Origin of the sequence: Streptomyces sp. NEAU-YJ-81 (genome assembly GCF_017592595.1) — a bacterium.
Classification (GTDB): domain Bacteria; phylum Actinomycetota; class Actinomycetes; order Streptomycetales; family Streptomycetaceae; genus Streptomyces; species Streptomyces hygroscopicus_B.
In genome coordinates this window covers 373,767-388,470 of the sequence record NZ_JAGFNO010000001.1, presented here as the reverse complement: position 1 = coordinate 388,470, position 14,704 = coordinate 373,767, and the positions used below count along the sequence as shown (strand labels likewise).

Sequence of the window (14,704 nt, the reverse complement as noted above, 5' to 3'; positions counted from 1 at the left end):
GCCCGGAACGGCGCCGGCCGCGCCGGAGCGGGGTTCGCTCCGGCGCGGCCGGCGAGTGGTGAACGGGTCGTACGGGGCTACGGGCTAGTCCTCCCGCCGGGCCCCGGACGGGCCGCCGAATATGCCTCCGGGCCCGCCCGGCGGATCCGAGGTCGGCGAAGTGGTCGGACCGCCCGGACCGCCGTTCTGGCCTCCGTTCTGGTTGCCGCCGTTCTGGTTCCCGCCGTCGTCGTTGCAGTCGAAGTCCAGCGGGTCACAAGTGTCCGTCGGGGTCGGGCTGCCGGACGGCGACTCCGAGGGCGACTCCGACGGAGATTCCGAAGGGGACTCCGACGGGGACTCGGAAGGCTTTTCCGTCGTCTTGGTCGGGCTCGGGCTCGCGTCCTCGCCGAAGACCTTCTGGCCGATCGGGGTGGCCGCGGGGAAGTCCTTGACCGGCTTGCCCTGCAGGGCACCGCGCATGTAGTCGGCCCAGATCTCCGCCGGGAAGGACGCGCCGTGGATCGTCTTCTGACCGCCCACACCGCGCATGGACAGGAACTTCTGGCTCTTGGCCTGGTCGTCCACCCGCCACATGCCGATCGCGGTGGACAGCTGCGGGGTGTAGCCGGAGAACCAGGCCGACTTGTTCTCGTCGGTGGTTCCGGTCTTGCCCGCCACCGGTCGGCCGATCTTCGCCGAGGTGCCGGTGCCGTGCTGGACCACGTTCTCCAGGACGTCGGTGACGTTGTTCGCCACGTTGGAGTCGAACGCCCGCTTGAGCTGGGCGTCCTGCTTGTGGTCGTAGATGGGGCCGTTCTTGTCCTCGACCCGCTCCACCGAGTACGGGTCGGCCTGCTCGCCGCTGGCCGCGAAGGTGGCGTACGCCCCGGCGAGCCGGATGGCGCTGGGTGCGGAGGTGCCGAGCGAGAACGTCGGGGTGATCGAGGCCAGTTGCTCCTTGCTGAGGCCCGCGGCCAGGGCCGAGTCCCGCACCTTGTCGGTGCCGACGTCCATGCCCAGCTGGATGAACGGGGTGTTCACCGAGTACTGCATCGCGGTGCGCAGGCTGACCGGGCCCTTGTCCTCGTCACCGTCGTTCCGCTGGTGCCACTCCTTGCCGTCCTTGTCGTGCCAGACGGTGCCGTCGTAGTCCCGCAGGGTCAACTTGTTGTCGCCGTTGTAGACACTGCTCGGCGAGACCAGGGTGCGCTCGGAATCGGGTTGCTCCCGGGTGCCCTTCGGATCGCGGACGCCATTGGTCATCGCGGCGGCCATCACGAAGGGCTTGAAGGTCGAGCCCACCTGGACACCGGTGTAGTCGGCGTTGTTGCGGTAGTGCTCCAGCGCGTTCTTGCCGCCGTAGATGGCCAGGATCTTGCCCGTCTTGGGCTCCACCGAGGCGCCGCCGAACTGGACGTGCTTGTCCACGTCGCGGTCTTTCGGCTTGATGTTCTCCTTGGAGACCTTCTCGACCGCCCGGGTCAGCTCACTGATCTTTTTCCGGTCGAAGGTGGTGTGGATCTGATAGCCGCCCTTGTCCAGCTTCGACTTGCTGATGCCGGTGTTGGCGATGATGTAGTTGTCGGCGAGGTCGGTGAGGTAGCCGATCTGACCCTGCTTGTTCGTGGCCACCTTCGGGTCCTGCGGCATCGGGAAACCCTTGCCGATCCACTCCTGGGCCTCGGTCCTGCTCAACCTGTGCACGGCGACCTCACGCCGCAGGATCCACTCCCAGCGCTGCTTGGCCCGCTTGGTGTTGGCCTCCTTGGTGGCCGCGGCGCCGTAGCCGCCGTTGGGGTCGTAGAGGTTGGGGCCGTTCAGCGTCGAGGCCAGGAAGGCGCTCTGGCTGGGCGTCAGGGCCGAGCAGTCACGGTCGTAGTACGCGCGGGCCGCCGCCTGGCAGCCGTAGGCACCACGTCCGTAGTAGGCGGTGTTCAGGTAGCTCCCGAGGATGTAGTCCTTGTCCTTGGTCGCGCCCACCTTTATGGAGATGAACAGTTCCTTGACCTTGCGCGTGAGCGTCTGCGACTGGTCCAGGTAGGTGTTCTTCACGAACTGCTGGGTGATGGTCGACCCACTCTGGGTCGCGCCGCCCCGCGCCATGTTGACGACCGCGCGCGCGATACCCATCGGGTCCACGCCGGAGTCCTGGTAGAAGCTGGCGTTCTCCGCGGAGATCACCGCGTTCTGCATGGACTTGGGGATCTTGCTGAGGGGGACGATCTGACGGTTGAGGTCACCACCGCCGGAGACCACCATCTGCTTGCCGTCCGCCCAGTAGTAGACGTTCTTCTGGGTCTGGGACGCGGCCTGGGCGGTCGGCACCTGCACCAGCCACAGCCCTATGCCGACGGCGCCGAGCAGCACCGCGAAGAAGAAGAGGAAGGTTCCCGTCACCAGCTTCCAGGACGGAACCCAGCGCCGGAAACCCGACCTTCCCCCACGCGGGTAGTCGATAAAGCGCTTCTTGCCGGGGTGCCCATCGCCCCCCGAGTCATGCCCGCGGCCGCCGCCGGCCCCCCGCCGGCCGCCACCGCGACCGCCGTGGCCCACGCCGCCCGCGCCCGGATCGGCTCCTCGTCTACGGCCGCCGCCGCGTTGTGCGGCCCGGCGGGCCGCCGCGCGGCCGCCGTAAGGACGCTCTTCCCCCTGGGGGGTGGCGTCCGACCCGGCTGCGGCGTTGTGCGTCGGTGCTGCGCGGCGGCCGGACGACTGCTGTCCGGCTCGCCGGGCCGCTGCTCGTCCGCCGCCTTGGGGCTGCGGCGGTTTGCGACGGTGCTCGCTCATGGAACGACTTCTCCTCGGGCAGGCGCTATCGCCTGAAAGCGGCAGATGGCTTCCGGTCCCCCCAATGTGCGGTCCGGTCGCACCAGGCAACCGGACGCACTGCATCCGGGACGAGGACGCATCGCGGCGTCACTTGGTTCCCATAGGTCTGCATGGCGAACAGAGTACGCACGGTCAAAACCCGCCCAGCCGCCACCTTCACTCCATAACCGTCAGATTGAATGCCACGAATTGATGATGTGACGGCGTTCACCGTGGGCCCTCTTGTCCCGCCGGGGGCACGGATCTATCGTCTTGATGTATCGAGTCGATACATCAGCTCGACATAGTCGGCTCGGAGGAGAGGGGAGGCGGGGAATGAGCAGACGCTCCGGCGTCCTGGAGTTCGCCGTCCTCGGCCTGCTGCGCGAGTCCCCGATGCACGGATACGAGCTGCGCAAGCGGCTCAACACGTCACTCGGGGTGTTCCGGGCGTTCAGCTACGGCAGCCTCTATCCCTGCCTCAAGACGCTGGTCTCCAACGGCTGGTTGATCGAGGAATCCGGCAGCGCCTCTCAGGACGCCCTCGCGGCGCCCCTCTCCGGCCGCCGGGCCAAGATCGTCTACCGGCTCACGGCGGCGGGGAAGGAGCGGTTCGAGGAGCTTCTCTCCCACACCGGGCCGGACGCCTGGGAGGACGAGCACTTCGGCGTCCGTTTCGCCTTCTTCGGCCAGACGTCACGAGACGTTCGGATGCGGGTGCTCGAAGGGCGGCGCAGCCGCCTGGAGGAGCGCCTGGACAAGATGCGCGCCGCCATGGCCCGCACCCGCGAGCGGCTGGACGACTACACCCTCGAGCTGCAGCGGCACGGGATGGAGTCGGTGGAGCGCGAGGTCCGCTGGCTGAACGAGCTGATCGAGAGCGAGCGGTCCGGGCGCGACCAGCGCGACGGCACCGCCGGGCAGGACCGGGCGATCGAGCGGGATGAGGACCGGCCGCCACAGCAGGAGCAGGACCAGTCAGGAGATGCGGACGGCCCGCCCCGGCACCGGGGTGGATCCCGGCCGGATCCGTCCGATGACACCGCCAAGTGAGGCCCGGCAGCCGCGGGGCCTCATCCAGTACACACAGGGAGCAACCGGAATGGGTTCGGTTCGTGTAGCCATCGTCGGCGTGGGCAACTGCGCCGCCTCGCTGGTACAGGGCGTCGAGTACTACAAGGACGCCGACCCGGACACCCGCGTGCCGGGTCTGATGCACGTGCAGTTCGGCGACTACCACGTGAACGACGTGGAGTTCGTGGCCGCCTTCGACGTGGACGCGAAGAAGGTCGGCCTGGACCTCGCGGACGCCATCGGCGCCAGCGAGAACAACACCATCAAGATCTGCGACGTGCCGACGGCCGGTGTCACGGTCCAGCGCGGCCACACGCTCGACGGACTCGGCAAGTACTACCGCCAGACCATCGACGAGTCCGACGAGGCCCCGGTCGACGTCGTCCAGGTCCTCAAGGACAAGCAGGTCGACGTTCTGGTCTGCTACCTCCCGGTCGGCTCCGAGGACGCCGCCAAGTACTACGCCCAGTGCGCCATCGACGCCAAGGTCGCCTTCGTCAACGCCCTTCCGGTGTTCATCGCCGGCACCAAGGAGTGGGCGGACAAGTTCACCGAGGCCGGGGTGCCGATCGTCGGTGACGACATCAAGTCGCAGGTCGGCGCGACCATCACGCACCGCGTGATGGCCAAGCTGTTCGAGGACCGGGGCGTCGTCCTGGACCGCACCATGCAGCTGAACGTCGGCGGCAACATGGACTTCAAGAACATGCTCGAGCGGGAGCGCCTGGAGTCCAAGAAGATCTCCAAGACCCAGGCCGTCACCTCCCAGATCCCCGACCGCGATCTGGGCGCCGACAACGTCCACATCGGCCCCTCGGACTTCGTGGCCTGGCTGGACGACCGCAAGTGGGCCTATGTCCGCCTGGAGGGCCGCGCGTTCGGCGATGTCCCGCTGAACCTGGAGTACAAGCTCGAGGTGTGGGACTCCCCGAACTCCGCGGGTGTCATCATCGACGCGCTGCGCGCCGCGAAGATCGCCAAGGACCGCGGCATCGGCGGCCCGATCCTCTCCGCCTCCTCGTACTTCATGAAGTCGCCGCCGGTGCAGTACTTCGACAACGAGGCGCAGGAGAACGTGGAGAAGTTCATCAAGGGCGAGGTCGAGCGCTGACGCGCCATGCGCTGATTCTTCCCGCCGCGTGATCACGGGCCTTCGGGTAATACACCCGGAGGCCCGTGTGGTGTGTGAGGCTGATGTCATGCCTGTTGTGCGTGATCTCCGCGTACTGCTGCAACTGCGTGACTTCCGGCGCCTTCTGGCCATCCGCCTGCTGTCCCAGGCGGCTGACGGCGTCTACCAGGTCGCACTCGCCACGTATGTGGTCTTCTCCCCGGAGAAGCAGACCTCCGCCGCGGCCATCGCCTCCGCCATGGCCGTCCTGCTGCTCCCCTACTCCCTGCTCGGCCCCTTCGCCGGTGTGCTGCTGGACCGCTGGCGCCGGCGGCAGGTGCTGCTCTACGGCAATCTGCTGCGCTCGGGACTGGCCACCGGAACCGCCGTGCTGGTCCTCGGCCAGGTGCCGGAGTGGCTCTTCTACGTCTCGGCCCTGTCGGTGACGGCCGTCAACCGCTTTGTGCTGGCCGGTCTTTCGGCGGCCCTGCCGCGGGTCGTCGACAGCCAGGAACGTCTGGTCATGGCCAACTCCCTCTCGCCCACCGCCGGAACGCTCGCCGCCACGGCCGGGGGCAGCCTCGCCTTCATCGTCCGGCTGTCGGGCCCGGGAGGCACCTCGTCGGACGCGCTGGTCGTCCTGCTGGGCGCCGCGCTCTATCTCATCGCCGGGCTCACGGCTCTGTCGATGGCACCGGGCCTGCTGGGGCCGGATCCCGCGGCCCTTCAGCCCCGTCTCCCCGCGGCCCTGACGAGCACCGCGCGGGGTCTGGTCGCGGGTGTACGCCATCTACTGGAACGCCGGGACCCCACTGTGGCGCTGGCCGCGATGACGCTGATGCGCTTCTGCTACGGGGCGCTCACGGTGACGGTGCTGATGCTCTGCCGCTACGCATGGGCCGACACCGAGTCCGAGGGGCTCGCGCTTCTGGGGCTGGCCGTCGGCGTCTCGGGCGCGGGCTTCTTCGCGGCGGCGGTGATCACGCCATGGGCGGTGGCCCGGCTCAGGACCCCTGCGTCCTCCCGGCCGGACGGCCGGCTCTCCTGGGTGATGGTGTGCGCGGGAAGCGCGGCCCTTCTGGAACCGGGGCTCGGGCTGCCCTTCGAGCCCGCCCCCATGCTGATCGCCGCGTTCGTCCTCGGGCTCGTCACCCAGGGCGCCAAGATCGCCACCGACACCGTCGTGCAGTCCGCCATCGCCGATGACTTCCGCGGCCGGATCTTCTCCCTCTACGACGTGCTGTTCAACGTCGCCTTCGTGGGAGCCGCGGCGGTCGCCGCGGTGATACTGCCACCAGACGGCAGGTCAGCCCCGCTGCTGATCTGCGTGGCGCTGATCTATGCGGCCACCGCGCTGCTGGTCAGGTTTCACGTGAAACATGACCGGGACCACGCCCAGCGGATCGATGTTTCACGTGAAACCGGAGGGGCTCAGCCCTCCGACTGAGCGTCCCACCACTCCTGGAGCGCGGCGATCGCGGTGTCCCGCTCCATCGGACCGTGCTCCAGCCGCATCTCCAGCAGATGCTTGTACGCCTTGCCGACCTGCGGCCCCGGGGGGATGCCGAGGATCTTCATGATCTCGTTGCCGTCCAGATCCGGGCGGATCGAGTCCAGCTCCTCCTGCTCCTGCAGCCGGGCGATGCGCTCCTCGAGGCCGTCGTAGGCACGCGAGAGCGCCGTCGCCTTCCGCTTGTTGCGGGTGGTGCAGTCCGAGCGGGTCAGCTTGTGCAGCCGGTCCAGCAGCGGCCCGGCGTCACGGACATAGCGGCGGACGGCCGAGTCGGTCCATTCCCCCGTGCCATAGCCGTGGAAGCGCAGATGCAGCTCGACAAGGCGCGAGACGTCCTTGATCAGCTCATTGGAGTACTTGAGCTTCGCCATCCGGTATTTGGTCATCTTGGCTCCCACCACCTCGTGGTGGTGGAAGGAGACCCGACCGTCCTTCTCGAAGCGGCGCGTCTTGGGCTTACCGATGTCATGCAGCAGCGCGGCCAGCCTCAGCACCAGATCGGGCCCCTCGGCCTCCAGGTCGATGGCCTGGTCCAGCACCGTCAGCGAATGCTCGTACACATCCTTGTGGCGGTGGTGCTCATCACGCTCCAGGCGCAGCGCCGGGAGCTCCGGCAGGACGCGGTCGGCGAGCCCGGTCTCCACCAGCAGCCGCAGCCCCTCGCGGGGGTGGTCGGCCAGGATGAGCTTGTTGAGCTCATCACGTACCCGCTCGGCCGAGACGATGTCGACACGGTCGGCCATCGACGTCATCGCGGCGACCACCTCGGGGGCCACCTCGAAGTCCAGCTGCGCGGCGAAGCGCGCGGCACGCATCATCCGCAGCGGATCGTCGGAGAAGGACTCCTCGGGCGTCCCGGGGGTGCGCAGCACCCGGGCGGCGAGATCCTCCAGACCGTGGTGCGGGTCGATGAACTCCTTCTGCGGAAGCGCCACCGCCATCGCGTTGACCGTGAAGTCCCGACGGACCAGGTCCTCCTCGATGGAGTCGCCGTACGACACCTCGGGCTTCCGGGATGTCCGGTCATAGGCTTCTGACCGATAAGTCGTGATTTCAATCTGGAAGCTCTGATCCGACCCGCTTCCTGCGGCCATGTCCTTACGGCAGCCGACGGTGCCGAAGGCGATGCCGACATCCCACACCGCGTCCGCCCACGGCCGTACGATCTTCAGCACCTCGTCCGGCCGAGCGTCCGTCGTGAAGTCCAGATCGTTACCGAGCCGGCCGAGCAGCGCGTCCCGTACCGAGCCACCGACCAGAGCCAGGCGGAAACCGGCCTGCTGGAAGCGACGGGCAAGATCGTCGGCGACGGGAGAGACCCGCAGAAGCTCGCCCACGGCGCGGCGCTGCACCTGGCTGAGCTCATTGGTCGGCTGCGGGGGTCGGCTGTCATTGTTGGCGTTCGGCACAACAGAACAGGGTACGTGGCCGTGCGCCCCGCGGACTCCACACCCGACGCGGACCACCACTGCGTAACGATCTTGTGGAGCCATCCACAGCACTTCGCCACAGCGGGCATCGTTACCATTTCGTGGACGCACATTGCGACGACCACTGACGACCTACTGACGACAAGGGACGGGCGAGCGCGTGGCCGATGCGGCAGACCTCCGGGGGACAACTTCCGCTCGCGCCCGACGATGGTTGCGGCGCACAGCGGCCCTGCTCGCCGCGGCGCCGATGCTCGCGGGCCTGACACAGATTCCGGCGGCGCCCGCCGCCCACGCGGAGAGCAAGGCCACCGGCTCACGCTCGGTGGACGTCTCCATCACCTCGCTGACCCCCACCGCACCGAAGAAGAGCGACACCCTCACCGTCAGCGGCACCGTCACCAATGACACCAAGAACACGGTGTCGGGGGCCCGGGTGGGCCTCCGCGTCGGTCCGACCATGGACGGCCGCAGCGCGATCGACACCGCCGCCCACCGCACCGGCTATACGGAGGGCCTCGACGGCACCGAGGTGGACGGCAAATACGCCAAGAAGATCGGCAAGCTGTCCGCCGGCACCAGCCGTGACTTCTCCCTCTCCATACCGGTGGACCAGTTGCACCTGGGGGAGAACGGCGTCTATCAGCTCGGCGTCTCGCTCACCGGTGGCACCTCCAGTCAGCCCTGGCCCCAGGTGCTGGGCATCGAGCGGACCTTCCTGCCCTGGCAGTCCGGCACGGCCACGAAGAAGTCCCAGCTCACCTATCTGTGGCCGCTGATCTCCGCCACGCATGTGACCGCGCGCACGGACAACGACGAGGACCGCACCCCGATCTTCCGGGACGACCGCCTCGCCAAGGAGCTGGCCCCCGGCGGCCGTCTCCAGCAGATGGTCGCCCTGGGGAAGAACCTCCCCATCACCTGGGTGATCGACCCCGACCTGCTCGCCACGGTCGACGCGATGACCAAGAAGTACGAGGTCCAGAACCCCTCGGGCAAGGGGACCAAGGCGGGCCGCGGCCAGACGGTCGCCAAGCAGTGGCTCGACGCCCTGCAGAAGGCCGTGGACGGCAAGCAGGTGGTCGCGCTGCCGTTCGCCGACCCCGACCTCGCCTCGCTCGCCCACCGCGGTAAGAACGTCACCGGCACCCTCAGCCACCTCCAGGGCGCCACCGAGCTCGCCTCGACGACCGTGGAGACCATCCTCGGGGTGAGGCCGCGCACGGACTTCGCCTGGCCCGTGGACGGCGCGATCGACTCCTCGATCGTGGACGTCGCCACCTCCGCCGGCGCGCACAACGTCATCGCCCGCAGCGACAGCCTGCGCGAGACCGGCGGGCTCCCCTACACCCCCACCGCGGCCCGCCAGATCGGCGGCGGCAATACGGCGGTGGTCGCCGACGCACGGCTGTCGACGGCCTTCACCGGCGACATGTCCAAGGCGGAGAACTCCACCCTCGCCATCCAGACATTCCTGGCCCAGAGCCAGATGTTCAACCTGCAGGCGCCGGACAAGCAGCGCAGCATCGTGGTCGCCCCCCAGCGGACGCCCACCACCAGCCAGGCGCAGGCGATGGCGGCGGCCCTGGAGGGCCTCTCCGGACAGTGGACGCAGCCGCTGAGCCTGGGACAGGCCGCGAAGGCGAAGCCCGACCCGAGCGCCACCCAGCGGGTGCCGAGCACCCGCTCCTACCCCCGGTCGCTGCGCGCGCGGGAACTGCCCACCGAGGCGTTCGACAGGATCCAGGAGACCCAGAAGACCCTGGACAATTTCGAGCCGATTCTGACCGCCAAGTACCGGGTGGTCACTCCCTTCGGGAACGCGATCAGGCGCGAGATGTCGACCTCATGGCGCAGCGAGGCACAGAACGCGGCCGGCTTCCGGCACGACGTGCAGACCTATCTGTCCGGGCTCACCAAGAAGGTGCGCCTGGTCCCCAAGACGGACATGACCCTCTCCGGGCGGAGCGCGACCGTCCCGGTGACCCTGCAGAACAACCTGGTGCAGGGTGTCGAGCTACGGCTCGTCCTCCGCTCCCAGCAGGGCAACCGGCTGGCGATCAGCGACCCTCAGCTGGTCAATGTGGAGGGCGGCCACAGCCAGTCCGTGAAGTTCGGGACCACGGCCAACGCGAACGGCCCGGTGTGGGTCTCGGCCCAGCTCTACACCCCGGACGGGCAGCCTTACGGCCGCGAGATGCTGTTCGAGGTGAATGTCACCGAAATCACGTCGACCGTGATTCTCGTGATCGCCGGCGGTGTGCTGCTGCTGGTCCTCGCCGGTGTCCGGATCTACGTCCAGCGCAAGCGCGCGGCCGCCAGGAGCGGTGAGGACGGCGGAGACGGGGAAGACGCCGAGACGGCGCACGGGCAGGATGAGGACGACAGCGAGGCCCCGGAGACCGACCGGCGTGACCCCGCGCACGCCCTCGTGCCCGAGCAGCCGAGTGACCCGGCGGCGGACACCGGATCGCAAAGCGCTGGCCCGTCCGGCTCGGGTGAGAAAGTGGAGCGTTGAGCAAAGCCGGGGCCGGTCGGCCGCAGCGGACGATGAGGTGGGGTAGCGATGAACGCGCCGTATGACGGTGATGGCCGAGTGCCACCACCGCCGCAGCCTTCCCCTCACGGCTCCCACGACCCTTACGGACAGGAACCGCACCAGCGCGATCCGTATCTGGGCGACGCCCACCAGGCCCCCCAGGCCGATCCGCGCAGGTCGTACGGCCAGCAGTACTACGCACCGGATCCGTATCTCGACGATACGTACGCGACGGGCAGCTTCACGCCCTACCCGTATCCGACACAGGATCGCTACGCCCACGACCCGCTGACGGATCCGCTGTACGACCGGCACGCCCCCCACACACCCCAGCAGGGGGGCTACCAGCAGCAGCACTACCAGCAGCCCCCCACACCGCAGGGCCCCGACCCGCGCGCATGGCACTCCGACGCCGCCCCCGGCCACCAGGGCGCGGCACAGCAGCCGTACACCGGCGGTCAGCCGGGCCCCGGCTATCCGGGGCCCGGCGACGGCTACGGCGCGCCACAGCAGCCGCAGCAGGACGCCTTCGCGCATCTCTACCGCGATCAGCAGCCCTACGACCCCCGGGCCGCCCAGGGCCAGGGCTACCCGCAGGGCCCGGAGAACTACCCGCACGGGCAGGCGCCCGCACAGGGGCAGGCACCGGTTCCCGGACCGTCGAGATCCGAGTCCGCCCATGCCACGGCCGCCGCTCCCACGGTGGCCGCTCCCGTCGTGACCGCCCCTGCGGCCGAGCCTGAGCCGAAGAAGCCCTCAGCGGGCCGGGCCGGGAGTCTGCTGCAGTCAAGCGCGCTGATGGCCGCAGGCACCCTGGTCTCCCGCCTGACCGGCTTCGTCCGACAGATGGTGATCGTCGCGGGCCTCGGCGCCGCCAGCCTCGGCCAGGCTTACCAGGTCGCCTATCAGCTGCCCGCGATGATCTACTTCCTCACCGTCGGCGGCGGCCTGAACTCCGTCTTCGTCCCACAGCTCGTGCGCGCGATGAAGGAGGACGACGACGGCGGAGTGGCCTACGCCAACCGTCTGCTCACGTTGACGATGGTCGCGCTCGGCAGCCTCGTCGCGGTTTCGCTGTTCGCGGCTCCGGCACTGATCCGGATGCTCTCTGCGGACATCGCCAGCGATCCCCCCTCCAACGAGGTTGCGGTCACCTTCGCCCGCTACTGCCTGCCCACCATCTTCTTCATGGGCGTGCACGTCGTGGTCGGTCAGATCCTCAACGCCCGGGGAAAGTTCGGCGCGATGATGTGGACCCCGGTCCTCAACAACATTGTCGTCATCGCCACTTTCGGCCTCTTCATCTGGGTGTTCGGCACCTCCAGCAACTCCAACATGGGTGTCACGACCATCACGCCGGAAGGCATCCGGCTGCTGGGCATCGGCACACTCCTCGGCCTCACCGTCCAGGCCCTGGCGATGTTCCCCTATCTCCGGGCAGCCGGCTTCCGCTTCCGGCCACGCTTCGACTGGCGTGGCCACGGACTCGGCAAGGCCGCCAAACTGGCCAAGTGGACCGTGCTGTTCGTGCTCGCCAACCAGGCCGGCAACATCGTGGTGACCCAGCTCGCCACCGCGGCCGGTACGGACGCCGACAACGGAGGCCACCCAGGAGCGAGCTACGTCGGCTACACGAGCGCTCAGCTCATCTGGAACATGCCGCAGGCCATCATCACCGTGTCGGTGATGGCAGCTCTGCTCCCCAGGCTCTCCCGGGCGGCCCACGACGGCGACCCCGGAGCGGTCCGCGACGACATTTCGCAGGGCCTGCGCACCTCCGCCGTCGCCATCGTCCCCCTCGCCTTCGGCTTCATCGCGCTCGGTATCCCCCTCTGCACCCTGCTTTTCGGGACCTCGGGCACCGAAACGGCCCAAGCCATGGGCTACATCCTCATGGCGTTCGGCCTCGGGCTCATCCCCTTCTCCGTGCAGTACGTCGTCCTCCGCGGCTTCTACGCCTACGAGGACACCCGCACCCCCTTCTACAACACGGTGATCGTCGCCGCCGTCAACGCCGCCGGCTCCGCACTCGCCTATGTCGTACTCCCCGCCCGCTGGGCCGTCGCCGGTATGGCGGCCGCCTACGGCCTGGCCTACGCCACCGGCGTGGGAGTGGCCTGGAAGCGGCTGCGCGACCGGCTGGGCGGCGATCTGGACGGCCCCCGCGTCGTCCGCACCTACACCCGCCTCGCGGGTGCCAGCATCCCCGCCGCCATCCTGGGCGGCGGCTCGGCCTACACCATCATGCAAACCCTCGGAATGGGCATCGCCGGCTCTGTAGCGGGTTTGCTGGGCGGCGGTCTCGTTCTTATCGCGGTCTTCTACATTGCTGCGAAACGGATGCGCGTTGAGGAGCTGACGGCCATGGTCGGTATGGTGCGCGGACGACTCGGACGCTGATCATTGAGCACAACCATCGTCCGCCACCGTGTGTCGTGCATAGCGGCGGACTGTGGGCACAATTGTCTTGGCTCGGAGTAGGCGCAACGGATGGGGAGGCAGGAACGACGGTGGCGGAACGGAGCACGGCTGCCGTCGACGTGGCCGACAGCGGTGGAGAGGAGCCGCTGACCGCCGAGGCGGGCAAGGCCACGGCCGACGGGGCGGGGACGAAAGAGAAGGTCGGTAAGGGGACGGAGGCCGCGGTCACCGAAGAGGTGGGCGCCGCGGCCGAAGCGAGCCCCCTCGAGCTGCACAGCGGTCACAAGTTGGCCAGACGGTACCGTCTGGAGGAGTGCGTCACCCGTCTGGACGGATTCAGCAGTTGGCGTGCCGTGGACGAGAAACTGCGGCGTGCCGTCGGTGTGCATGTTCTGCCCGCCGACCATCCGCGCGCCAGGCCGGTGCTCGCCGCCGCCCGTTCGGCGGCCTTGCTGGGCGATCCCCGCTTCGTCCAGGTCCTCGACGCCGTCGAGGAGAACGATCTCGTCTATGTCGTCCATGAGTGGCTTCCAGACGCCACCGAACTCACCGCCGTGCTGGCCGCCGGGCCGCTCGAGCCGCACGACGCGTACCAATTGGTCAGCCAGGTCTCCCAGGCCATGGCCGCCGCTCACCGCGAGGGCCTGGCCCATCTGCGGCTGAACCCCGGCTCCGTGCTGCGCACCGAGTCCGGCCAGTACCGCATCCGGGGACTCGCCGTCATGGCCGCCCTGCGCGGTATCAGCGTCGACCACCCGCAGCGCACGGACACCGAGGCGATCGGCGCGCTGCTGTACGCGGCGCTCACTCAGCGCTGGCCGTACGACACCGATGCCTATGGCCTCTCCGGGCTGCCCAAGGGCGTGGGCCTGATCGCCCCCGACCAGGTCCGCGCGGGAGTGCACCGCGGTCTGTCCGAGCTCGCGATGCGCGCCCTGGTCAACGACGGGGCCACCGCCTCTCGTCAGGACCAGCCCTGCACCACCCCCGAGGAGCTGGCCAAGGCCGTCGCGGCCATGCCGCGCATCCGGCCGCCCGAGCCCGCCTACACCCCTTCGCCGGCGTATTCGCGCACGACGTACCAACAGGGCGTATACGGCCAGCCGCCGAACCGTGGCGGCGCCGCGCACACGGCCCGCCCGGCCGCTCCCATGCCGCCTCCGCCGCCGCTGCAGAGCCGCACGGGCAAGGCCCTCAAGTGGACCGTCTCCGCCCTTCTGATCGCCGCCCTCGGCCTCGGCAGCTGGCAGCTCGCGGACACGCTCCTCAAGGAGGAGAACAAGTCCGACCCGGGCAAGTCCTCCAGCGAGAAGGACGACGGCAAGGGCTCGAAGGTTGCCAGCAAACCGCTGAGGATTCAGGACGCCGTGGAGTACTACCCCGACGGGCTTCCCCAGCACACCAACCAGGTGCCCTTGACCTACGACAACAACCCGGACACCGTGTGGCGCAGCAAGACCTATGACGAAGGCCCCGATCTCAACCCGGCCTTCAAGAAGGGTGTGGGCTTGGTGTACGACCTTGGTGAGGGCCACAAGCCCACGACGGCCACTCTCGGGCTAAAGTACGGCGGCGACCACACCACGGTGTCGCTGTACGCGGCGGATTCGCTTTCCTTCTCCGCACCGTTGGGTTCAATGAAGAAGCTCGCAACGACCACGACCTCGGACACCACGGCCAAGCTCACCGTGAATCGGCCGGAATCGGCCCGGTACGTCGTCGTGTGGATGACCGCGATGCCCCAAGCGCCCGGTGACACGTACAGCGACCCCGGCTACAAGCAGGCCATCACCGAAGTGAAGTTCACCGGCTGAGCCGGATGATCG

At 68.7% G+C, this 14,704-nt stretch carries 8 protein-coding genes; 6 read left to right on the top strand and 2 right to left on the bottom strand.

Annotation, left to right across the window (positions count from 1 at the left end):
- Positions 1 to 84: 84 nt before the first annotated feature.
- Complete coding sequence (locus J5X86_RS01725; RefSeq protein WP_208515046.1) at positions 85 to 2,769, bottom strand: transglycosylase domain-containing protein; 2,685 nt, start codon at positions 2,767 to 2,769, stop codon at positions 85 to 87.
- A 357-nt stretch (positions 2,770 to 3,126) separates the two neighbouring features.
- Between J5X86_RS01725 and J5X86_RS01720 the strand changes: the two genes are divergently transcribed.
- The 3 genes from J5X86_RS01720 (at position 3,127) to J5X86_RS01710 (ending at position 6,422) form a co-directional block, all read left to right on the top strand.
- The gene (locus J5X86_RS01720; RefSeq protein WP_078642423.1) at positions 3,127 to 3,843 is read left to right on the top strand and encodes a PadR family transcriptional regulator; all 717 of its coding nucleotides are present in this window, start codon (positions 3,127 to 3,129) and stop codon (positions 3,841 to 3,843) included.
- 49 nt (positions 3,844 to 3,892) lie between these two features.
- Positions 3,893 to 4,975 (top strand): inositol-3-phosphate synthase, encoded by a 1,083-nt coding sequence (locus tag J5X86_RS01715; protein ID WP_208515045.1) that lies wholly within the window; start codon positions 3,893 to 3,895, stop codon positions 4,973 to 4,975.
- An 88-nt stretch (positions 4,976 to 5,063) separates the two neighbouring features.
- Complete coding sequence (locus tag J5X86_RS01710; RefSeq protein WP_208515044.1) at positions 5,064 to 6,422, top strand: MFS transporter; 1,359 nt, start codon at positions 5,064 to 5,066, stop codon at positions 6,420 to 6,422.
- Here J5X86_RS01710 and J5X86_RS01705 read toward each other — a convergent pair.
- Positions 6,407 to 7,897 (bottom strand): CCA tRNA nucleotidyltransferase, encoded by a 1,491-nt coding sequence (locus J5X86_RS01705; RefSeq protein WP_208515043.1) that lies wholly within the window; start codon positions 7,895 to 7,897, stop codon positions 6,407 to 6,409. The genes J5X86_RS01710 and J5X86_RS01705 overlap by 16 nt on opposite strands.
- Before the next feature lie 181 nt (positions 7,898 to 8,078).
- On the opposite strand from J5X86_RS01705, the gene J5X86_RS01700 reads away from it, so the two are divergent.
- From J5X86_RS01700 to J5X86_RS01690, 3 genes are all read left to right on the top strand, one after another.
- Positions 8,079 to 10,436, top strand: a complete 2,358-nt coding sequence (locus J5X86_RS01700) for a DUF6049 family protein (protein ID WP_208515042.1) — start codon at positions 8,079 to 8,081, stop codon at positions 10,434 to 10,436.
- Positions 10,437 to 10,484: 48 nt separating this feature from the next.
- Positions 10,485 to 12,857, top strand: coding sequence for a murein biosynthesis integral membrane protein MurJ (gene murJ, locus J5X86_RS01695; protein WP_208515041.1), 2,373 nt, complete (start codon positions 10,485 to 10,487; stop codon positions 12,855 to 12,857).
- A 110-nt stretch (positions 12,858 to 12,967) separates the two neighbouring features.
- The gene (locus J5X86_RS01690; RefSeq protein WP_208515040.1) at positions 12,968 to 14,692 is read left to right on the top strand and encodes a protein kinase family protein; all 1,725 of its coding nucleotides are present in this window, start codon (positions 12,968 to 12,970) and stop codon (positions 14,690 to 14,692) included.
- The last annotated feature ends 12 nt before the right edge of the window (positions 14,693 to 14,704 follow it).